The 20,574-nt window shown below is 70.3% G+C and carries 19 protein-coding genes; 11 read left to right on the forward strand and 8 right to left on the reverse strand.

Annotation, left to right across the window (positions count from 1 at the left end):
• The 6 genes from AC1DY2_RS02745 to AC1DY2_RS02770 all read right to left on the reverse strand — a co-directional run.
• Positions 1-1,506, reverse strand: a 1,506-nt coding sequence (locus AC1DY2_RS02745) for a SulP family inorganic anion transporter (RefSeq protein ID WP_476761013.1), incomplete at its 3' end; no start/stop codon positions are given.
• 1 nt (position 1,507) lies between these two features.
• Positions 1,508-2,455 (reverse strand): HAD family hydrolase, encoded by a 948-nt coding sequence (locus AC1DY2_RS02750; protein ID WP_476761014.1) that lies wholly within the window; start codon positions 2,453-2,455, stop codon positions 1,508-1,510.
• Positions 2,452-4,833: a sulfatase-like hydrolase/transferase gene (locus AC1DY2_RS02755; RefSeq protein WP_476761015.1), complete on the reverse strand. Its 2,382-nt coding sequence runs from the start codon at positions 4,831-4,833 to the stop codon at positions 2,452-2,454. The genes AC1DY2_RS02750 and AC1DY2_RS02755 overlap by 4 nt, the downstream gene beginning before the upstream one ends.
• Positions 4,834-4,939: 106 nt before the next feature.
• On the reverse strand, positions 4,940-6,499 hold the full coding sequence (locus AC1DY2_RS02760) for an FAD-dependent oxidoreductase (RefSeq protein ID WP_476761016.1): 1,560 nt from the start codon (positions 6,497-6,499) through the stop codon (positions 4,940-4,942).
• 43 nt (positions 6,500-6,542) lie between these two features.
• On the reverse strand, positions 6,543-6,812 hold the full coding sequence (locus AC1DY2_RS02765; protein ID WP_476761017.1) for a glutaredoxin family protein: 270 nt from the start codon (positions 6,810-6,812) through the stop codon (positions 6,543-6,545).
• 110 nt (positions 6,813-6,922) lie between these two features.
• Entirely contained in the window at positions 6,923-7,021 is a 99-nt protein-coding gene (locus AC1DY2_RS02770; RefSeq protein WP_003792170.1) for a 30S ribosomal protein bS22, read from the reverse strand.
• Positions 7,022-7,163: 142 nt separating this feature from the next.
• Here AC1DY2_RS02770 and AC1DY2_RS02775 point away from each other — a divergent pair, with 142 nt between their 5' ends.
• Positions 7,164-7,673, forward strand: coding sequence for an N-acetyltransferase family protein (locus AC1DY2_RS02775; RefSeq protein WP_476761018.1), 510 nt, complete (start codon positions 7,164-7,166; stop codon positions 7,671-7,673).
• 3 nt (positions 7,674-7,676) lie between these two features.
• On the opposite strand, the gene AC1DY2_RS02780 is transcribed toward AC1DY2_RS02775, so the two are convergent.
• Positions 7,677-8,117: an ArsR/SmtB family transcription factor gene (locus tag AC1DY2_RS02780; protein WP_309974908.1), complete on the reverse strand. Its 441-nt coding sequence runs from the start codon at positions 8,115-8,117 to the stop codon at positions 7,677-7,679.
• Between the two features lie 74 nt (positions 8,118-8,191).
• Here AC1DY2_RS02780 and AC1DY2_RS02785 point away from each other — a divergent pair, with 74 nt between their 5' ends.
• The 5 genes from AC1DY2_RS02785 (at position 8,192) to AC1DY2_RS02805 (ending at position 13,461) form a co-directional block, all read left to right on the forward strand.
• Entirely contained in the window at positions 8,192-9,634 is a 1,443-nt protein-coding gene (locus AC1DY2_RS02785) for a TrkH family potassium uptake protein (RefSeq protein ID WP_476761019.1), read from the forward strand.
• Complete coding sequence (locus tag AC1DY2_RS02790; protein WP_309974914.1) at positions 9,627-10,295, forward strand: potassium channel family protein; 669 nt, start codon at positions 9,627-9,629, stop codon at positions 10,293-10,295. The genes AC1DY2_RS02785 and AC1DY2_RS02790 overlap by 8 nt, the downstream gene beginning before the upstream one ends.
• Before the next feature lie 99 nt (positions 10,296-10,394).
• Complete coding sequence (locus AC1DY2_RS02795) at positions 10,395-11,327, forward strand: ABC transporter ATP-binding protein (protein ID WP_476761020.1); 933 nt, start codon at positions 10,395-10,397, stop codon at positions 11,325-11,327.
• Positions 11,324-12,946 carry an ABC transporter permease gene (locus tag AC1DY2_RS02800; protein ID WP_476761021.1) on the forward strand — a complete coding sequence of 541 codons (1,623 nt, stop codon included), beginning with the start codon at positions 11,324-11,326 and terminating at the stop codon, positions 12,944-12,946. Before AC1DY2_RS02795 ends, AC1DY2_RS02800 begins: the two co-directional genes overlap by 4 nt.
• A gap of 29 nt (positions 12,947-12,975) precedes the next feature.
• Positions 12,976-13,461 carry a GbsR/MarR family transcriptional regulator gene (locus AC1DY2_RS02805; RefSeq protein WP_476761022.1) on the forward strand — a complete coding sequence of 162 codons (486 nt, stop codon included), beginning with the start codon at positions 12,976-12,978 and terminating at the stop codon, positions 13,459-13,461.
• A 6-nt stretch (positions 13,462-13,467) separates the two neighbouring features.
• On the opposite strand, the gene AC1DY2_RS02810 is transcribed toward AC1DY2_RS02805, so the two are convergent.
• Positions 13,468-13,863: a hypothetical protein gene (locus AC1DY2_RS02810; RefSeq protein WP_476761023.1), complete on the reverse strand. Its 396-nt coding sequence runs from the start codon at positions 13,861-13,863 to the stop codon at positions 13,468-13,470.
• 297 nt (positions 13,864-14,160) lie between these two features.
• Between AC1DY2_RS02810 and kdpF the strand changes: the two genes are divergently transcribed.
• From kdpF to AC1DY2_RS02835, 5 genes are all read left to right on the forward strand, one after another.
• The gene (gene kdpF, locus AC1DY2_RS02815) at positions 14,161-14,250 is read left to right on the forward strand and encodes a K(+)-transporting ATPase subunit F (RefSeq protein ID WP_476761024.1); all 90 of its coding nucleotides are present in this window, start codon (positions 14,161-14,163) and stop codon (positions 14,248-14,250) included.
• Positions 14,250-15,923, forward strand: coding sequence for a potassium-transporting ATPase subunit KdpA (gene kdpA / locus AC1DY2_RS02820; RefSeq protein WP_476761025.1), 1,674 nt, complete (start codon positions 14,250-14,252; stop codon positions 15,921-15,923). Before kdpF ends, kdpA begins: the two co-directional genes overlap by 1 nt.
• Positions 15,924-15,971: 48 nt before the next feature.
• Positions 15,972-18,089 (forward strand): potassium-transporting ATPase subunit KdpB, encoded by a 2,118-nt coding sequence (kdpB, locus tag AC1DY2_RS02825; RefSeq protein ID WP_476761028.1) that lies wholly within the window; start codon positions 15,972-15,974, stop codon positions 18,087-18,089.
• A gap of 27 nt (positions 18,090-18,116) precedes the next feature.
• Complete coding sequence (kdpC, locus tag AC1DY2_RS02830; protein ID WP_476761026.1) at positions 18,117-18,722, forward strand: potassium-transporting ATPase subunit KdpC; 606 nt, start codon at positions 18,117-18,119, stop codon at positions 18,720-18,722.
• Between the two features lie 6 nt (positions 18,723-18,728).
• A partial coding sequence (locus AC1DY2_RS02835; RefSeq protein ID WP_476761027.1) for a sensor histidine kinase occupies positions 18,729-20,574 on the forward strand: 1,846 nt, incomplete at its 3' end.

Genomic DNA, 20,574 nt, shown 5'->3' on the forward strand with positions numbered 1-20,574 from the left:
GCGCAGCTCGATCCCGAGCCCGGCGAGCTCCCGATCGAGGTCGGCGAGCGTGTCGAGCACGGTGATCGAGGTCACCGACATGCGCGTGAGCTCGAGCGCGAGCGCCCGCACGCCGGGATGCGCTCGGGCGGCGTCGAGCACGGCGTTCTCGTTCGCGAGCACGTTCGCCGTGTAGAGCGGCCCGAGCAGCCGGATCGGCAGCACGTCGCCGACGGGCTCGCCGATGTCGACACGCAGCCGGTTGAGCTCGCGGAGCACCGCGCCGAACGTCGCCAGGATGCCGACGAGCACGGCCAGCAGCAGCCCCGCGGTGAGTCCGACCAAGGCAGTCACCGTCGCGATCCAGAAGTCGGTGCGGCTGATGCGCCAGAACCGCACGAGCGCGGGCACGTCGATGAGCCCGATCACCGCCACGAACACGAGCGCCGCGAGGGTGGCCTGCGGCAGGAGGCTCAGCACCGGGCCGAGGAAGAGCGCGACGAGCACCGCGAGCACCACGGTCACGAGCGTCGAGAGCTGGGTGCGCGCGCCGGCGCCCTGATTGACGGCGCTCTGCGAGAACCCGCCCGCCGCCGGCAGCACCTGGAAGAACGAGCCGAGGGTGTTGGCCGCGCCGGTCGCGAACAGCTCCTGGTTGCTGTCGACCTGCGGCTCACCTGACCGACGGATGCCGCGGGCCACCGCCGCGGACTCGAGGAACGCCATGATGGCGATCGCGAGCGCGCCGGGCAGGAGCGCGCCGAGGTTCGCGAACGAGGGCAGCTCGGGCGCGGGGAAACCCTGCGGCACCGGGGCGATGAGTTCGACGCCGGCCTCCTCGATACCAGCGAACGCCACGAGCAGGATGCCCCCGACGACCACGATCAGCGGCCCGGGCACGCGCGGCACCCACCGCTTCAGCACGAACAGCACCGCGATCGACGCGACCGACAGCGCGATGGTCGCCGCATTCGCCCCGGGCAGCGCCTCGCCCACCGCGATGAGCGAGCGGATGAAGCCGTGCCCCGAGTAGTTCTCGGTCTCGCCGAGGAGCTTCGGCAGCTGCCCCACGGCGACGGTCGCACCGACGCCGACCTGGATGCCCACGATCGTCGCCTTCGAGATGTTCTCGACCAGCGACCCCAGCTTCGCGAGCCGGGCGGCGAGCAGGATGAGGCCGACGATGAGCGTGAGCGTGATGAGGTCGGGGATGGGGTCGTCGGACCCCGCGGCGACACCGGCCGACACGAGCGTCGTCGCCGTGAGGGTGGCGATCGTCGAGGTCGTCGACACGCTCATCGCCCGGGACCCACCGAGCATCGCGTAGACCAGCATGGGCACCATGCACGTGTAGAGCCCGGTCTGCACGGGCAGGTTCGCGATGGTGGCGTACGCCATCGCCTGCGGGATCACGACCGCTCCGGCGGAGAGGCCCGCGAGCAGGTCGCGCCAGAGCCAGTCTCGCCGGTACCCGGCGAGGGTTGGGAACAGGAGCCGCGAGCGCCGGCTCGCGGCATCCGTCGTCATGTCATCCCGCGTCCGCGAAGACGCTCGACCAGTCCTGCTTGACGCTCACGACGGTGAAGCCGCGTTCGGATGCCGCGGCGAGCGCCTTCTGCGCACCTTGGTCGTAGGGCGCGTCACCTCGACCCGTGTCGTCGTCGTGGTGCACGAGCAGGGCGAGCCCCACCGCCCCCTGGTGCACGAAGTCGAGCATCGGGACGTCGCCGTTCGAGTTGCCCGCGGCCAGCAGGGGGCGCCGGCCGATGCGGCTCCAGATGCGGATGGGCTTCTCGTCGCCGTCGTCCATGAAGTCGAAGGCATCCGTGTAGCGGACCTGCGCCTCCTCCTCGTCGTAGCGGAGCCCGAGCGCGGAGCCGATCACCCGCTCGGGCGGGATCCCGTAGTAGTCCTCGCTCATGGGCCGCATGAAGTCGCGGTCGCCGCCCGAGACGATGTAGCAGGTGAAGCCGTTGGCCTCGAGGTGGCGCATGAGCTCCACCATCGGGGTGTACACCGCGTTGCGGTACGCGCGCTGGAGGGTGAGGTGCTTCGCCGTGCGATAGAACTCGGCGACCGAGCTCGCGTACTGCTCGACGCTCATGCCGTCGGTGAGCCGCACGATCGCGCCGATCAGGGTCTCGATGTCGGACTCGTCGCCGTCGTAGTGCTTGTCGATGGCGGCGCCGAGCCACGCGAGGTCGCCGCTCACCGCGGCCCGGTAGGGCTGGTGCTCGGCGAGCGACGGGTCGGCCTCTGCGGCGGCCCGCCACTGCTGCACGATGTAGTGCAGCTGGGTGGGCATCGGCTTCTCGGTCCAAAGCGTGCCGTCGTTGTCGAAGACCGCGACCCGCTGCTCCTCGGGCACCGCGTCGGGGCCCTCGGTGACGGATGCGACGAACTCGAGGATCGCGTCGCGGGTCGGTCCGTCGGCCCACGACGGCAGCACCGCCGCCGCCTCCACCGGCGTGCTCATTGCCGGGTCATCGCGATCTGCATCTGGTGCTCGGGATCGATGAGGTGGTCGTGGCTGTCGTCCCCCACGTCGATGCGCACCCACGAGATGCTGCCCGTGAACGCGTTGCCGGACGCGCCGTAGTCAGCGGAGACGGGCGACGCGGCATCCGCTCCGACATCCACCGTCTCGTCCACGGAGAAGAAGAACGGGAGCGTGCGTGACACTCGTCCCTCGCCGAGCTTCGCCTCACCGTCGTAGAGGGTCACCTCGCCGCCCTTGCCGAGGCCCCCGCCGTCGTACGCGAAATGCACGCGGAGCTCGTGCCCACCCGGCTCGAGCACGGCCTCGGAGGTGGTGTAGTCGGTCGCGATGCCCATGACGTTGTAGGCGAAGCGCAGCGTTCCCTCGTGCAGGTAGATGCTCCACCCGCCGTATGCACCGCCCTGGGCGATGATCACGCCCGCCGCGGCGGACTCGGGCAGCGTCACCTTCGCCGTCACGGTGAACGACTTGTTCTTGATGTTGATGACCGAGTTCTCGCTCAGGCGCTTCATACCGGAGTAGAGGGTCTGCGACGTCCCCTTCACGAGCGCGGGGCGGCCGGCGATCTCCTCGTTGAAGCGCTCCGCGGAGCGGATGTCCATCGGCAGCACGTTGAAGCGCGCGGCCTGGATCAGGAAGAGCCGCTGGAGTTCGGCGAGCTTCGCCGGCTCCGCGGCGGCGAGGTCGTTCGACTGGGTCCAGTCCTCCTCGACGTTGTAGAGCTCCCACACGTCGTCGTCGAGGCCGTGGCTCGACCCGAGCCACGGGTCCTTGTGCTTGGCGACCGCGGTCCAGCCCTTGTGGAAGATGGCGCGGTTGCCGAGCATCTCGAAGTACTGGGTGGTGTGCACCTCGTCGGCGTCAGAGGATTCGAAGGTGGAGTTCATCGGCGTGCCCTCGTAGGGACGCTGGGTGACGCCGTGCACGGTCGACGGCTCGGGGATGCCCGCCGCCTCGAGCACGGTCGGCGCCACGTCGATCACGTGCGCGAACTGGTCGCGGATCTCCCCGCGGGCAGCGATGCCGTTCGGCCACGACACGATCGTGCCGTTGCGGGTGCCGCCCCAGTGGCTCGCGACCTGCTTGGTCCACTGATAGGGCGTGTCCATGGCGTGCGCCCAGCCGATCGCGTAGTGGTTGTACGAGCGCGGGGTGCCGAGGTCGTCCTTGTGCTCGATGAGGTAGGCGTCGTCCTCGAGCTCGTTCATGTGGTTGATCGTGAACGCCTCATTGGTCGTGCCCTTCATGGTGCCCTCGGCGGATGCCCCGTTGTCGCCGATGATCACGTACACGAGCGTGTCGCCGAGCACGTCGAGCTCCTCGAGGGCGTCGAGGAGCTCGCCGACGTAGTGATCGGCGTACTCGAGGTAGCCGGCGTAGACCTCCATCTCGCGGGCGAGCACGGGGTGCAGGTCGGGGCTCATCTCGTCCCACGCGGGAATGCCGGGGCTGCGCTCGGTGAGCACCGCGTCCTGTGGGATGACGCCAAGCTCCTTCTGCCGCGCGAACGTCTCCTCGCGTACGGCGTCCCAACCCTGGTCGAACTTTCCCGCGTACTTGTCGGCCCACTCGACGGGCACATGGTGCGGCGCGTGGGTCGCGCCGGGGGCGAAGTAGGTGAAGAAGGGCTTGTCGGGGGCGAGCGCCTTCTGTTGCCTGGTCCAGTCGATCGCCTTCTGCGTCATGTCGGCCATGAAGTGGTAGCCCTCTTCAGGAGTGCCACAGGGCTCGACGGGCGTCGTGCCCTCGTAGATCGCGGGGTACCACTGGTTGGTCTCGCCGCCGATGAAGCCGTAGAAGTACTCGAAGCCGCCGCCGGGGCTCGGCCATTGGTCGAACGGGCCCACCGCGCTCGACTGCCAGACGGGCACCTCGTGGCACTTGCCGAACTGGGCGGTGCTGTAGCCGTTGAGCTTCAGGGTCTCGGCGAGTGGCGCGCAGTTGTTGGGGCGCAGCGAGTTGTAGCCGGGCGCGCTCGTGGCGATCTCTGTGATGCCGCCCATGCCGACGGTGTGGTGGTTGCGGCCGGAGAGCAGGGCGGCACGTGTCGGCGAGCAGAGCGCCGTCGTGTGGAAGCGGGTGTACTTCAGCCCCTGCGCGGCGACTCGCTCGAAGTTCGGCGTGTGCACTGGGCCGCCGAAGGCGCTCGACGCGCCGAAACCCGTGTCGTCGATGAGCACGACGAGCACGTTCGGCGCTCCCTCGGGTGGCAGCAGTCGCTCGATCGGCGGGTAGTGCGTGTCGGGGTCGGTCGCGTCGTACGTCACCGTGCCGGTGTAGGCAAGATCGGGGATGGGCAATGCCCCGCGCTGGAGTTCGCTACTGGTGCCGTTTCCCTTGAATTCGCGTGCCACGTGCCGAACCCCTCCCCCGAGCGCCGTCGACCGCCGGCGTCGGCGGTTCGCCTTCCACGCTGTCATGCGGCATCCGGCAAGGCAAGGGAGGAATGGCGAGCGAGCCTCAGCTTGCCTCGGGCACGCGCGGCTCCTGCGGCAGGTCGCGCACCGCCGGGCCCTCGATGCGGCGACCGGATGCCTCGAAGCGCGAGCCGTGCAGCGGGCAGTCCCAACTCATCTCGGCGTCGTTCCACTGCAGCACCCCGCCGAGGTGCGTGCACACGGCGCGCACCGCGCAGGTGCGGCCCTCCACCGTCGAGATCCCGTACGGCACGCCAGCGCGGGACACGACGACGCCCTGGCGCTCGGCCGGCGCCTCAGCCGGAGCGGGATGCAGCGCCGCGCCGCCCCAGCCCACGGCGATCCAGCTCGCCACCCGCGCCCCCTCGGCGGCGCCCCGAGCGAGGTCGGACGGCATGGTCGTCCGAGTGCCGATGACACGGATCCACGGGCGCCGCTCGCGCCACGGCACGCCGAGGATCTCCTCGGAGATGCGGATGCCKGCTGCCGCGCCGTTCGCGAGCCCCCACTTCGCGTAGCCCGTCGCGAGCCACACGCGTCCGAAGCCCCGCGGCATCCGCCCCACGAAGGGCACGAGGTTCGCCGACTGGTAGTCCTGCGCCGCCCACCGGTGCGTGAGCTCGGCGCCCGGGAAGTGCCGGCCCGTCCACGAGATCAGGTCGCGCACGCGGGCCTCGGTCGACGGGGCACGGCCCACCGGGTGCCCATTGCCGCCGACGAGGAGCAGCGGGGTCGCGTCGGCGCCGCCGACGACGTCGGGTGTCGTGCGGATCGACCGGGTCGGGTCGTCGACCGAGATGAAGAGCCCGGGCGGCGGGGCCTGCCCGACGCGATACGACGTGAGGTGCGAGCGCAAGGCGCTCGTCTTCGCGAAGTACAGCCCGCGCGTCATGGTGGGAGCGCCCGTGGCGATGACCGCGGCATCCGCTCGCACGGTGCCATGCGGTGTACGGAGTTGCACGGGCTTCGACGCATCGACGTGCTCGACGCGCATCCCCTCGAGCAGCACGCCGCCCTCGGCCACGAACGCGCGGGCCATCGCCTGGGCGAGGGCGTACGGGTCGAGCCCGAGCTGCCCCGGCAGGGCGACGGCGCCCGCGAAGGGGAAGGGCAGCTCCGGCAGCCCGCCGACGCGTTCGACCGGCAGCCCGGCCTCGGCGGCCGCCTCGAACTCGCGGTCGACCGTACGGAGTCCCTCGTCGGAGACCGCGTAGCTGTAGGCGGTCTCCTCGGACACGGGCACTCCGTGCTGCGCGGCGAACTCGGCGATCCAGTGCAGGCCGTCGAGGTTCGCGTCGGCGTACGCCCGAACGACGCGCGCCGAGTGCGCCGCCCGGATGCGCTGCAGCATCGCCGACTGCAGCACGCTCACCTTGCCCGTATTGCCGCCCGTCGCGAGCGCCGCGACGTGGTCGGCCTCGAGCACGACGACGTTCGCACCCGTGCGGCGGAGCATCAGCGCCGTGGAGAGGCCGGTGATGCCCGCGCCGACGACGGCGACGTCGAAGCGGTCGCGGGGAGGCGGGGCGCCGTCGGATCGCGGGAGCGCGGGCTCCGGCCCGAGCTCGTCGGCCACGGCCTGTGCTGCCCACAGCGACGTCATGCGACCAGTCAACGCCCACGGACGATGGAGCGCAACGACGCGGTCAGCGCGCGAGCAGCGCCGTCTTCAGTCGCACCGGGTCCACGCGCCAGTAATCGTGCACCTCGCCGTCGATGAGGAGCACGGGGATCTCCTCGGCGTACTGCTGCGCGAGCACGGCGTCGTCGAGGATGGATCGCTCCTCGAGCGACATGCGGCTCGCGGCATCCGTCGCCTGGATCTCGGCCAGCACCGACTGCACGACCACGCGCGCGTCGTCGCACAGGTGGCAGCCGGGCTTGCCGATGAGGGTGAGTCGGATGTCGCGGGTCACATGTTCCAGCCTACGCACGCGGCGCGGAGGATCGTCGACGAGTGGTCGACGAGGAAAGCGAAAACGCCAGGCCGCCTGGCCTGGCGCTCTGCCGGTCGTGCGAAGGACGACTACTTCTTGTTGCGACGCTGGTGACGCGTCTTGCGAAGCAGCTTGCGGTGCTTCTTCTTCGCCATGCGCTTGCGGCGCTTCTTGATGACGGAACCCATCGAAACCTCACAGAAAAGATCGAGACGGCCGCGCGTGCCGCAGCCAGAGGCGGGAAAGCCTCGCGCTAGTCTAGCCGATCCGGCGGGTGCGCCCGTCCGCACCCGTTCCATCCGGCTTCGCGGCATGCATTAGCGTCGAGGGATGCGCGCCCACGACGTCGTCATCCGCACCACGACCGAAGACGACTGGGCCTCCGTCCGCACGCTGCGCCTCGAGATGCTGCGCGACTACCCGCTCGCCTTCGGCGAGACCCTCGAGCACGCCGAGCAGGTCGACGAGGCCGGCTGGCGCCTGCGCGCGGCACGCGGCACGACCGGCGGGCAGACGTCGATCGTCGCCATCGACGGCGACCGCTGGGTGGGGCACATGGGCGGCTACATCCCGAGGGGCTCCACCGGGCCGCTGCTCGTCGGCGTCTACGTCGCCCCCGACTACCGGGGCGATGCGATCGGGGTCACCCGGCTGCTGCTCGAGGCGGTCGAGGACTGGGCGCGCGATCACGGCGACACCCTGCGGCTCGAGGTGCACGAGGACAACCCCCGCGCACGACGCTTCTACGAGAAGCTCGGGTTCACGCTCACCGGGCGCAGCCGTGAGTACGAGCTGGCGCCGGGCGGGCTCGAGCTTGAGATGATCAAGCCGTTGCGCTGACGGCTACTTGCGCTTCTTCGGCCCGACGACCGAGGTGACCTTCTGGGCGGTCTCGGCGAACGCCTTGCCGATGGCCGAGGCGAGGGCGAGCTGGTCGTGGTTGAGCGAGGCGGCATCTTCGGAGTCGACACCGGCGAGGGTCGCGGCATCCGCTGCGGCATCGGATGACACGAACGGAATGAGCCAGTCCTCCAGCACCTCGAGGGGGCCACGGTCGAGGTGGTAGTACCGGTGCTGGCCCTCCTCGCGCACGCCCACGAGACCCGCCTCGCGAAGCACCTTGAGGTGCTTGGAGACGGTGGGCTGGCTGAGGCCGAGGGTCGAGACGATCTCGGACACGCTGATCTCGCCGCCGGACGCGGGAACCGACGTCTCACGCTCGAGGAGGACCGCGAGGATGTCGCGTCGGGTCGTGTCCGCCACCACGTCGAAGATGTCCGCCATGCGTCAAGGCTAGTCATTCCCGGCGGGGAGTACCATGACTCACGCGTTGTCAGACGGTGGCGTGAGGGGGTCCGATGACGGCACAGCCGTTCCGCCGGCGCGGTGTGCCGTCGCGCTCGTGGATCGGCCGGTCGCGGGATGCGGTCGACGCGTTGGTGCGCAACTCGCCCTCGCGATTCGCGATCCTGATCTTCGCCGGCCTGGTGCTGCTGTTCACCCTCCTCTTCTCGCTGCCGATCGCGCGGGCCGGGGAAGGATCGGGCACGCCGCTGTACGACGCGCTGTTCACGGCGGTCTCGGTGATCTGCGTGACCGGTCTCGCGACCGTCGACATGGCGACGCACTGGTCACCCTTCGGCAACGCCCTCGTCTTCATCGGCGTGAACATCGGCGGCATCGGCGTGCTGACGCTGGCCTCCATCCTCGGCCTCGTCATCTCCCGCCGGCTGGGCCTGCGGGCCAAGCTCATCGCCGCCAGCGACTCCAACCCGTCGCGCATCCACGTCGGCCCGGTCTCGGAGCGCCAGGCGGTGCGGCTCGGCGAGGTCGGCGGCCTGCTCGTCACGGTCGCGATCAGCGCCCTCGTCATCGAGGTCGTGATCGCCCTCGCCATGATCCCGAGCTTCCTCGCCGTCGGATACGATCCGCTGCTCTCGGTCTGGTACGCCTTCTACTACTCCGCGATGGCCTTCACGAACACGGGGTTCAGCCCGAATCCGGGTGGTCTCGAACCGTTCCAGCATGACTTCTGGATGCTGTCGATGATGATGATCGGCGTCTTCCTCGGGAGCCTCGGCTTCCCCGTCATCTTCGCCCTGGCGAGGTCCTGGCGGCAGCCGCGCAAGTGGAGCGTCCACGTGAAGCTCACGCTCACGACCACCCTCATCCTCTTCGTGCTCGGTGCCGCGGCGTTCCTCCTCCTCGAGTTCAACAACCCGAAGACCTACGGGCGGCTCGACGCGGGCACCACCATCTTCGAGTCGCTCTTCATGTCGATGATGACCCGCTCGGGCGGGTTCGCGACCATCGACATGGCCGACCTCAACGGGTCGAGCCTGCTCGTGACCGACATGCTCATGTTCGTCGGCGGCGGGTCGGCGTCGACGGCCGGCGGCATCAAGGTGACGACCCTCGCGGTGCTGTTCCTCGCGGCGTTCGCCGAGGCGCGGGGCGCGCCGGCGATGGAGGCGTTCGGGCGGCGCATCCCGCGCGACATCCTGCGACTGGCGGTGAGCGTCGTGCTGTGGGGCGCCACCATCGTCGCGGTCTCCTCGATCACGATCACGCAGATCACGAAGCAGCCGCTCGACTTCGTGCTCTTCGACGTCATCTCCGCGTTCGCGACGTGCGGCCTGTCGACCGGCCTGACCGCCGAGCTTCCGCCCTCGGCGGTGTACGTCATGGCCGCCACGATGTTCATGGGGCGGGTTGGTACAGTGACACTCGCCGCGGCGCTGGCGGCCAGCCAACGCCGGCAGTTGTATCGCCGTCCGGAAGAGAGGCCCATCGTTGGTTGATCGGATCAGACACGACGCCCCGGTGCTCGTGATCGGCCTCGGCCGGTTCGGCGCCGCCACCGCAGGGCAGCTCGACCGGCTCGGTCGCGAGGTGCTCGCCGTCGACGACGACGAGGGCCTGGTGCAGAAGTGGGCCGAGCGGGTGACCCACGCGGTCGTCGCCGACGCCCGCAACATCGACGCCCTGCGCCAGATCGGCGCCCAGGACTTCTCGACGGCGGTCTGCGCGGTCGGCTCCTCGATCGAGGCGTCCGTGCTCATCACGGCGAACCTCGTCGACCTGAAGGTCCCGCAGATCTGGGCGAAGGCCATCTCGACCTCGCACGGCAAGATCCTCGAGCGCATCGGCGCGAATCACGTCATCTACCCCGAGCGCGAGGCCGGCGAGCGCACGGCGCACCTGGTCAGCGGGCGCATGCTCGACTTCATCGAGTTCGACGACGACTTCGCCCTCGTGAAGATGTATCCGCCCAAGCCGATCCGCGGCAAGAACCTCACCGATTCGGGCGTGCGCTCGCGTCACAACGTCACCGTCGTGGGCGTCAAGAGCCCCGGCAAGCCGTTCACGTATGCCACCCAGGACACGGTCGTGTCCAACCACGATCTCATCATCGTGTCGGGCACCGAGGGCGACATCGAGAAGTTCGCAGCGCTCGAATAGCGAGCGGATGCCGCGGCCGACGGTGCCCGGCCGCGAGCGTCGCGTCATCCGCTGTTTCGAGTATTCACAAAATTGTGAATCGGGCGTAGCATCGCGATCATGACCACTGTGATCAGCGCCCGCGGCCTCCAGAAGCGGTTCGGGCGCACCATCGCCCTCGACGGACTCGACCTGTCGGTCGAGGCCGGCGAGGTGCACGGATTCCTCGGCCCGAACGGGGCCGGCAAGACCACCACCCTGCGCATCCTGCTCGGGCTGGCGCGCGCATCCGGCGGCGAGGCGACGCTCTTCGGTCGCGACCCGTGGACCGACGCCGCCGAACTGCACCGCCGCATCGCCTACGTGCCGGGCGACGTCTCGATCTGGCCGAACTTCACCGGCGGCGAGGCGATCGACCTGCTCAGCCGGCTGCGCGGCGGCACGGGCGACAAGGCCGCGTACCTCGCGCGCCGGGAGCGGCTCTGCGAGGCGTTCCAGTTCGACCCGCGCAAGAAGGGGCGCTCGTACTCGAAGGGCAATCGGCAGAAGGTCGCGCTCATCGCCGCCTTCGCCACTCCTGCCGAGCTCTACCTCTTCGACGAGCCGACCAGCGGCCTCGACCCGCTCATGGAGCAGATGTTCAACCGCGAGGTCGACCGCATCGCCGACGAGGGGTCGACCGTGCTGCTCTCGAGCCACATCCTCTCCGAGGTCGAGGCGCTCTGCGACCGCGTGAGCATCATCCGCGCGGGGAAGACCGTCGAGAGCGGCACCCTCGCCGAACTCCGCCACCTCACGCGCACCGAGATCTCCTTCGCCCACGACCCGTCGCGAGAGGCCGCAGTCACGGCGATCCCGGGCGTTCACGACCTCGTCATCGACAGCGGGAGGGTGCGGTTCACCGTCGACAGCGACCACGTCGCGGGGGTCCTGCCCGAGCTCGCGCGCATCGAGGTGCAGGGACTGACGGTCGCCCCGCCCTCCCTTGAGGACCTCTTCCTGCGCCACTACGGCGAAGAGCTCACCCCGGCCGGAGCCGAGGCCCGCGCGTGACCCCGTTCATCGTGCTGCTGCGGCAGCGCATCCGCCGCGACCGGCTGCAGCTCGCGCTGTGGATCCTCGGCACCGCGCTGCTCGCCTACGCCTCCGTCTCGGCGGTGTACGACACCTACGGCGAGGAGCAGGACCGACGCGAGATCCTCGGCGTGGCCATCGCCACCCGCACGATCCTCATCTTCCGCGGCACGCCCAACGGCATCAGTGACGGCGCGTTCGCGTTCTTCCTGCTGTTCGCGTGGCTGGCGCTCATGGGCGGTCTCATGAGCACGTTCCTCGCGGTGCGCCACACCAGGCAGGAGGAGGAGCAGGGCCGCGCCGAGTCGATCGCGGCGACGCCCGCGGGCCGCATCCTGCCCACGACCGCAACAGTGGTGCACGGCGTGCTCGCCAACATCGTGCTCGGCCTGTTCATCGCCCTCGCAGTCATGGCGAACGGCCTCGAGCCGGGCGGTTCGTTCGTGTGGGGCGCGGCCATCGCCGTGTCGGGCTTCGCGTTCCTCGCGTTCGGGCTGTTCGCCGCCCAGCTGTTCCGCACGTCGCGCGGCGCGAACGGGATCTCGGTCGCCTTCGTGCTCGTGGCCTACCTGCTGCGTGGCATCGGGGATGCGGCGGGCACGCCGTCGGAGGACCTGCTGCATGTGACCCCGGCCTGGCCGAGCTGGCTCTCTCCCATGGGCTACGGCCAGTTCACGGGCGCCTACGTCGAGAACGACCTGACCCCGCTGCTCATCCCGCTCGCCTTCGCGGCGGTGCTGATCGGCGTCGTCTACGGCCTGCAGTCCGTGCGGGACCAGGGCGCGAGCCTCCTCGCCGGACGGGCCGGCCGCGCGACCGCGGGCCCGGTGCTCTCGAGCTCGTTCGGGCTCGCCTGGCGGCTCAACACGTCGATCCTCCTCTCCTGGACGGCCGGCGCCGTGGCGACGGGGCTGCTCGCGACGTCGCTCTCGTCGGTGATCAMCCAGGCCGCGACCGACACGCCCGCGGTGCTCGAGACGCTCCGGCGCGCGATCGGCAGCGAYGCCTCGATCGAGGAGGCGTTCGTCGCCGTGTTCTACGGCATCGTCGGCGTGCTGGCCGCGTGCTGTGCCGTCCAGGTGGGCATCCGGGCGCGGCAGGAGGAGGCCCACGGCACCGCCGAGCTCATCCTCGGCACGCCCGTCCCGCGCATCCGCTGGCTGCTCGAGTACTGGATCGTCGGCACGATCGTCATCGTCATCGTGCTCGCTGCGGCGGCCCTCGCGGGCATCGCCGGCGCCGGCGCGGCATCCGATCCCGAGTCGCTCGTGCCGAACGTGCTCGAGGCGGCGGCGGCGCAACTGCCGGCCTGCCTCGTGTTCCTCGGGCTCACCCTGCTCGTGTTCGCATTCCTGCCGCGCGCGACGATCTCCGTCGGCTGGATCGCGGTCGGCGTGGCGGCGATCCTCGGCACCTTCGGCCCCATCCTGCAGTTCCCCGAGTGGGCCGTCGACCTCTCGCCGTTCGCCCACTCGCCGGTTCCGGCGGGCGGGGAGACCGACTGGTCGGGTGGCATCTGGATGCTGGCGATCGGGCTCGCCGCCGGTGCGGTCGCCGTGCTCGCCATGCGCCGCCGCGAGCTCGCGAGCGGCGGATGAGAGCGAGCGGCGGATGAGAGACTGAGCGGATGCCACGCGACGAGCAGGGCCTGAAGGCCGCGGTCGACCAGTCGGCCGCGGTCCTCACCGCGGCGGGCTTCCCCCGCATGCCGGCCCGCGTGCTCATGGCGCTCGTGGTCGCCGACCGCGGCGGCCTGACCGCGAGCGAGCTGGGCGAGCAGCTCGGCGTGAGCGCGGCCGCGATCTCGGGCGCGGTCCGGTACCTCGAGCAGATCGGCATCCTCCACCGGCTCCCCCAGCCCGGCAGCCGGCGCGACAAGTGGGAGTTCCTCGACGACGCCTGGTACACGGCACTCATGGCGAAGAGCCCGATCTACGGCGTGATCGCCGACCTCGGCGACCGCGCCGCCGACGCCATCGGCGACGAGACGGCCGCCGGTGCCGTGCGGGCCCGGGAGATGGCGCGGTTCTACCGCTTCGTCGACATGCGCATGCCCGACCTCATGCGCGAGTGGGAGACACTGCGCGGGGAGCCCGCGGCGGAATCAGGATGAGGACGCTCAGCCGGCGAGCATGAGCACGAGGTTCACGAGCCCGGCGACGGAGGCGATCGCGAGCAGGACGAACCCGAGCCAGCGCGTCACCCGCCGGCCCACCGGCGGCTCGTGCAGGCGGAGCCGGTCGGGCTCCCGCTCGCGATAGTAGGCGGGCTCCTCTTCGAGGTTCCGGACGTGCACGCGCTCCTCGTCGCTCAGGCGACGCTGGTGGAAGGCCCCCTCCGCGAACCAGCGCACGGTCGACCCGTGCTCCTGGTCGATGACGACCGCGTCGGTGCGCAGCCATCGGCCATCGGCGAGCCGGATGAGGAGGGCCAGCAAGAGGCACACTAGCGCGCCCGCGAGGGCGATCCACCCGATCACCTCGGTGACGACCGAGATGACCTCCGATGCTTCCATGCGATCACGGTATCGGACGGCGAGCGCGCCGCCCGACCCCGCCGCCGTCACGCGCCCAGCGCGGCGTGAGCAAGACGTTCGGATCGGGCGGCCGGCCGTTAGGAAGCCGTGAGGACCGGCGCCGCGACATCCGCCGCGGTGTTGCATCGGATGCGCAGTCGAACCTGCCCGCCCACCGCGTTCGCGGCCGGCGGTCATCGCATTCCCTGGAGTCCTCGTGCTCGATCTGATCTACGCCATCGCGATCATCGCGGTGTTCGTCGTCGTGGGCCTCATCGCGAAGGGGGTCGAGAAGCTGTGATCGTCTTCGAGCTGCTCGCCGCCGCGTTGGGTGTCGCCGCCGTGGTGTACCTCGTGTACGCCCTCATCAAGCCCGAGCGGTTCTGATGGACGTCCTGTTCGCCGTCCTGCAGGCGGCCACCCTCGCCCTGATCCTCGCACTCGTGTACCGCCCGCTCGGCGACTACATGGCGCACCTCTACACCACGACGAAGGACTGGAGGGTCGAACGCGGCCTGTACCGCCTGGTCGGCGTCGACCCCCGCTCCGAGCAGTCGTGGCCGGCCTACCTTCGCGGCGTGCTCGCCTTCTCGGTGGTCGGCGTGTTCTTCGTCTACATCCTGCAGCGCGCGCAGGCCGTGCTTCCGTACTCGCTCGGGCTCCCCGCGGTTCCCGAGGGGCTGTCGTTCAACACGGCGGCGTCGTTCGTGACGAACACCAACTGGCAGTCGTACTCGCCCGAGCTCACGATGGGCTACACGGTGCAGCTCGCGGGCCTGGCCGTGCAGAACTTCGTGTCCGCGGCCGTCGGCATCGCCGTCGCGATCGCCCTGGTGCGCGGCTTCGCCCGTCGCAGGTCGGGCACGATCGGCAACTTCTGGGTCGACCTGTTCCGTGGATCGTTCCGGCTGCTCCTGCCCCTGGCCGTGCTCAGCGCGATCGTGCTCATCGTCGGCGGAGTGGTGCAGAACTTCAACGGCTTCACCGAGCTCACGACGCTTGCGGGCAACACGCAGCACCTGCCCGGCGGCCCGGTCGCCTCGCAGGAGGCGATCAAGGAGCTCGGCACGAACGGCGGCGGATTCTTCAACACGAACTCCGCCCACCCGTTCGAGAACCCGACGTCCTGGACGAACCTCATCGAGATCGTGCTCATGCTGGCGATCCCGTTCGCCCTCCCCCGCACATTCGGCAAGATGGTCGGCAGCAACAAGCAGGGCTACGCGATCCTCGCGACCATGGCGTCGCTGTTCGTCATCTCGCTCGTGGCGCTGACGCTGCTCGAGGCCAACGGAGCCGGCACTGCCCCGCAGCTCGCCGGCGGCGCGATGGAGGGCAAGGAGCAGCGCTACGGCATCTACGCCTCGACGCTCTTCGGCACGACCTCCACGCTCACCTCGACGGGTGCCGTGAACTCGATGCACGACTCGTTCACCGCCCTCGGCGGCATGCTGCCGATGCTCAACATGATGCTCGGCGAGGTCGCCCCCGGCGGTGTCGGATCCGGCCTCTACGGCATGCTCGTGCTCGCGGTCATCGCGGTGTTCMTCGCCGGACTCCTCGTGGGCCGCACGCCGGAGTACCTCGGCAAGAAGCTCGGCCCGCGCGAGATCAAGCTCGCGAGCCTCTACATCCTCGTGACGCCGATCCTCGTGCTCGCGGGCACCGCCCTGAGCTTCGCCATCCCGGGCGTCCGCGAGGACGTCGAAACGGTCTCGATCTGGAACCCGGGCGTCCACGGCATGTCCGAAGTCCTCTACGCCTTCACGTCGGCGTCGAACAACAACGGCTCCGCCTTCGCGGGACTCACGGCGAACACGCCATGGCTCAACACGGCGCTCGGCGTCGCGATGCTGCTCGGCCGATTCGTGCCGATCATGCTCGTGCTCGCCCTCGCGGGCAGCCTCGCCGCGCAGGACAAGGTACCCACGACTGCCGGCACCCTCCCTACATATCGGCCGCAGTTCGTCGGCCTCCTCGTCGGCGTGACGGTCCTCGTCACCGCCCTCACGTATTTCCCCGTTCTCACGCTGGGTCCCCTGGCGGAAGGGCTGAACTGATCCATGTCCACGACCATCTCCGAAATGACCAGCCACACCCCGCGGCCGATGGGTTCGCCGTCGAAGCGCCCCATGGGCGGGTTCGGCCCCGCGCAGCTCTTCCGGGCCCTGCCCGGTGCCCTGCGCAAGCTCGATCCGCGCGACATGTGGCACAACCCCGTCATGTTCATCGTCGAGGTCGGCGCGGCGCTCACCTCGGCGCTCGCGATCGCCGAGCCGTTCTTCGGCGGGCCCGGTGTCTCCGGCGGCACCGAGGTGCCGGGCTCGTTCACCTGGGCCATCGCCGTCTGGCTGTGGCTCACCGTGATCTTCGCGAACCTCTCCGAGGCGGTCGCCGAGGGCCGGGGAAAGGCGCAGGCGGACACCCTGCGGCAGACGCGCACGTCGACGATCGCGCACCTCGTCACGAGGTACGACGAGGTGGCGGATGCCGCAGCCGAGCGCACCCCGGTGAGCGAGGTCCCGTCGGGCGACCTCCGGCTCGGCGACATCGTCGTGGTGTCGGCGGGCGAGTCGATCCCCGGCGACGGCGACATCATCCAGGGCATCGCCTCGGTCGACGAATCGGCCATCACGGGCGAATCGGCGCCGGTCGTGCGCGAGTCCGGCGGCGACCGCTCCGCGGTCACCGGCGGTACCCGCGTGCTCTCCGACCGGATCGTGGTGCGCATCACCTCGAAGCCCGGCGAGACCTTCGTCGACCGCATGATCGCGCTCGTCGAGGGCGCATCGCGCCAGAAGACGCCGAACGAGATCGCGCTGAACATCCTGCTCGCGAGCCTCTCGATCATCTTCGTGGTCGTCGTGCTCACGCTGAACCCGATCGCGTCCTATGCCGCAGCGCCGGCGTCGATCACGGTGCTCGTCGCGCTCCTGGTCTGCCTCATCCCGACGACGATCGGCGCGCTCCTCTCGGCGATCGGCATCGCCGGCATGGATCGGCTCGTGCAGCGCAACGTGCTCGCGATGTCGGGCCGCGCGGTCGAGGCCGCGGGCGACGTCACGACGCTGCTCCTCGACAAGACGGGCACCATCACGCACGGCAACCGGCAGGCGAGCGACTTCGTCCCGATGCCCGGGGTCGACGTCGTCGAGCTCGAACGGGCCGCAGCGCTCGCCTCGCTCRCCGACCCGACGCCCGAGGGATCGTCGATCGTGACGCTCGCGGCCGAACGCGGCATCCGCTTCGATGAGGCCCCGGCCGGCGAGGTCGTGCCGTTCACGGCGCAGACCCGGATGTCGGGTCTCGACCTGGCCGACGGGTCGATCGTCCGCAAGGGCGCCGGGTCGGCGGTCATCGGCTGGGTCGAGGAGGGCGGCCCGATCCCGTCGAGCGTGAAGGAGGAGCTCGACCAGCGTGTCGACGCGATCTCCGTCAGCGGCGGGACCCCCCTCGTCGTCGCGCGGAGGACCGCCGACGGCATGACCCGCATCCTCGGCGTCGTGCACCTGAAGGACATCGTCAAGGACGGGCTCGTCGATCGCTTCCGCGAGCTCCGCCAGATGGGGATCCGCACCGTGATGATCACGGGCGACAACCCGCTCACCGCCAAGGCCATCGCGGCCGAGGCCGGCGTCGACGACTACCTCGCCGAGGCCACACCCGAGGACAAGATCGCCCTCATCCGGAAGGAGCAGGCGGGCGGCAACCTCGTCGCGATGACCGGCGACGGCACGAACGACGCGCCGGCGCTCGCGCAGGCCGATGTCGGCGTCGCGATGAACTCGGGCACGTCGGCCGCGAAGGAGGCCGGCAACATGGTCGACCTCGACTCCGACCCGACGAAGCTCATAGAGATCGTGGCCATCGGCAAGCAGCTGCTCATCACGCGCGGCGCGCTCACGACCTTCTCCATCGCGAACGACGTGGCGAAGTACTTCGCGATCATCCCCGCGATGTTCGCCGGGATCTTCCCAGGACTCCGGGTCCTGAACATCATGCAGCTGAGCTCGCCCGCCTCGGCGGTGCTGTCGGCGATCGTCTTCAACGCGATCATCATCGTGCTGCTGATCCCGCTGGCGCTGCGCGGGGTGAAGTACCGGCCGCTCGGGGCATCCGCCGTGCTGAACCGCAACCTCCTCATCTACGGCGTCGGCGGCATCATCGCCCCGTTCATCGGCATCTGGCTGATCGACCTCGTCGTCCGCCTCATCCCCGGGTTCTGAGCCCGGACGCGAAAGGAAGCAACAGACATGAGTACGACTCGCACGACGGCCCGCACCACCTGGGTGGCGATCCGCGCGATGCTGCTCCTCACCCTCGTGCTGGGCGTCGGCTACACCGCCGTGATCACCGGCATCGGGCAGGTCGCCATCCCCGCGCAGGCGAACGGCTCGGTCGTCCGCTCGGGCGACGAGGTGGTGGGCTCCGCCCTGATCGGCCAGTCGTTCACGGATGCCGCCGGCGACGCCCTGCCCGAGTGGTTCCAGCCGCGCCCGTCCGCCGCCGGCGACGGGTACGACGCCGGCGCCTCGAGCGGCAGCAACCTCGGCCCCGAGAACGAGGACCTCGTCGCGGCCATCGAGGAGCGCAGGGCCCAGGTCGCCGCATTCAACGGCGTCGCAGAGGACGAGGTGCCCGCGGACGCGGTGACGACGTCGGGTTCGGGCCTCGACCCGCATATCAGCCCCGAGTACGCCCGGCTCCAGGTCGCCCGCGTGGCCGAAGCGCGAGGGCTGCCCGAATCCGAGGTGGGCGACCTCGTCGAGTCTAGGATTCAGGCACGGGACCTGGGGTACCTGGGCGAACCCACCGTGAACGTGCTGCAGCTGAATCTCGCCCTCGAAGGACTGAGGTAGGCACCGATGAGACGGGGGCGTCTGCGCGTGCTCCTCGGCGCCGCTCCCGGCGTCGGCAAGACCTACACCATGCTCGAGGAGGGCCGGCGTCTCGCCGACGAAGGCCACGACGTGGTCGTGGCCTTCGTCGAGACGCACGGCCGCGCGGCCACCGCCGCCATGACCGCAGGACTCGAGATCGTGCCCCGGCGCACCGAGGACCACCGCGGCATGTCCCTCGAGGAGATGGACCTCGACGCGGTGCTCGAGCGGAAGCCCGAGATCGCCCTCGTCGACGAGCTCGCGCACACCAATGCGCCCGGCTCGCGGCATCCGAAGCGCTGGCAGGACGTCGAGGACCTGCTCGCCGCCGGCATCGACGTGATCTCCACGGTGAACACCCAGCACATCGAGTCGCTCGGCGACGTGGTGCTGCAGATCACCGGGGTGCCGCAGCGCGAGACCATCCCCGACTCCGTGCTGCGCTCGGCCGACCAGATCGAGGTCGTCGACCTGGCCCCGCAGGCGCTACGCGACCGGCTCGCGAGCGGGCTCGTGTACCCGGCCGAGCGCATCGACGCCGCGCTCTCGAACTACTTCCGCCTCGGCAACCTCACCGCCCTGCGCGAGCTCGCGCTGCTCTGGCTCGCCGACGAGGTCGACACCGCGCTCAAGGCCTACCGTGCCGAGCACGGCATCCGCGGCAACTGGGAGGCGCGCGAACGGGTCGTGGTCGCACTGACCGGCGGGCCCGAGGGCGAGACGCTGATCCGCCGCGGCGCGCGCATCGCGTCGCGCTCCTCGGGCGGTCAGCTCATGGTCGTGCACGTGACCAGTCCCGACGGGCTGCAGGCGCGGCATCCGGGCACCCTCGAGCACCAGCGCACGCTCGTCGAGCAGCTCGGCGGCACGTTCCACCAGGTCGTCGGCGAGGACGTTCCGCGTGCGCTCGTCGAGTTCGCCCGGGCGTCGGATGCCACGCAGCTCGTCATCGGCGTGAGCCGCAGGTCGCGCCTCGCGGCCGCCTTCACGGGGCCCGGCATCGGCGCGACCGTCATCCGCGAGTCGGGCGACATCGACGTGCACATCGTCACGCACCAGGCGGCCGGACGGAACCTCGCGCTGCCGAGGCTCGGCGGTGCGCTCAGCCGGCGACGGCTCATCGCCGGGTTCGCGGTCGCCCTGATCGCCGGACCGCTCCTCAGCTGGCTGCTCGTGTCCTTCCGCACCGATGAGTCGATCACGAGCGACGTGCTCGCCTACCAGCTGCTCGTCATCATCGTCGCGCTCATCGGCGGCATCTGGCCCGCCCTGTTCGCCGCGGTGCTGTCGGGACTCACGCTGAACTTCCTGTTCGTGGAGCCCCGGTTCACGCTCACGATCAGCGACCCGCGGCAGTTCCTCGCCGTCGTCCTCTACGTCACGAACGCCCTGCTCGTGAGCTACGTCGTCGACCAGGCCGCCCGGCGATCGCGAGCCGCCCAGCGCTCCGCCGCGGAGTCCCAGCTGCTCGCCACCCTGGCCGGCAGCGTGCTGCGTGGCGAGGACGCACTGCAGGCGATGGTCACCCGAACGCGCGAGGCGTTCGGCCTCACCGGGGTGCGGTTGCTCGTCGACGGCGAACCGCGGGTCGCCGATGGCGAACCGTCGCAGGACGATCGKGTGACGACCGTGCCGATCGGCGAGCACGCGGTGCTCGAACTGCACGGCCAGGACCTCGAGGCGTCGGAGCGCCGGCTGCTCGGGGTCATCGCGGCGCAGGTCGACCAGGCGATCGAGCACGGCGCGCTCGCCGAGGCCGCCGAGGCGGCCGGGTCGCTCGCCGAGACGGATCGGGTGCGCTCGGCACTCCTCGCCGCGGTGGGTCACGACC

It is taken from the genome of Agromyces sp. P1_H4 (genome assembly GCF_056405255.1).

Coding starts and splice junctions, on each gene's coding strand:
- AC1DY2_RS02750 (WP_476761014.1), bottom strand. CDS start 2,455: ATGAGCACGCCGGTGGAGGCGGCGGCGGTGCTGCCGTCGTGGGCCGAC.
- AC1DY2_RS02770 (WP_003792170.1), bottom strand. CDS start 7,021: ATGGGTTCCGTCATCAAGAAGCGCCGCAAGCGCATGGCGAAGAAGAAG.
- AC1DY2_RS02775 (WP_476761018.1), top strand. CDS start 7,164: ATGCGCGCCCACGACGTCGTCATCCGCACCACGACCGAAGACGACTGG.
- AC1DY2_RS02780 (WP_309974908.1), bottom strand. CDS start 8,117: ATGGCGGACATCTTCGACGTGGTGGCGGACACGACCCGACGCGACATC.
- AC1DY2_RS02785 (WP_476761019.1), top strand. CDS start 8,192: ATGACGGCACAGCCGTTCCGCCGGCGCGGTGTGCCGTCGCGCTCGTGG.
- AC1DY2_RS02795 (WP_476761020.1), top strand. CDS start 10,395: ATGACCACTGTGATCAGCGCCCGCGGCCTCCAGAAGCGGTTCGGGCGC.
- AC1DY2_RS02805 (WP_476761022.1), top strand. CDS start 12,976: ATGCCACGCGACGAGCAGGGCCTGAAGGCCGCGGTCGACCAGTCGGCC.
- AC1DY2_RS02810 (WP_476761023.1), bottom strand. CDS start 13,863: ATGGAAGCATCGGAGGTCATCTCGGTCGTCACCGAGGTGATCGGGTGG.
- kdpC (WP_476761026.1), top strand. CDS start 18,117: ATGAGTACGACTCGCACGACGGCCCGCACCACCTGGGTGGCGATCCGC.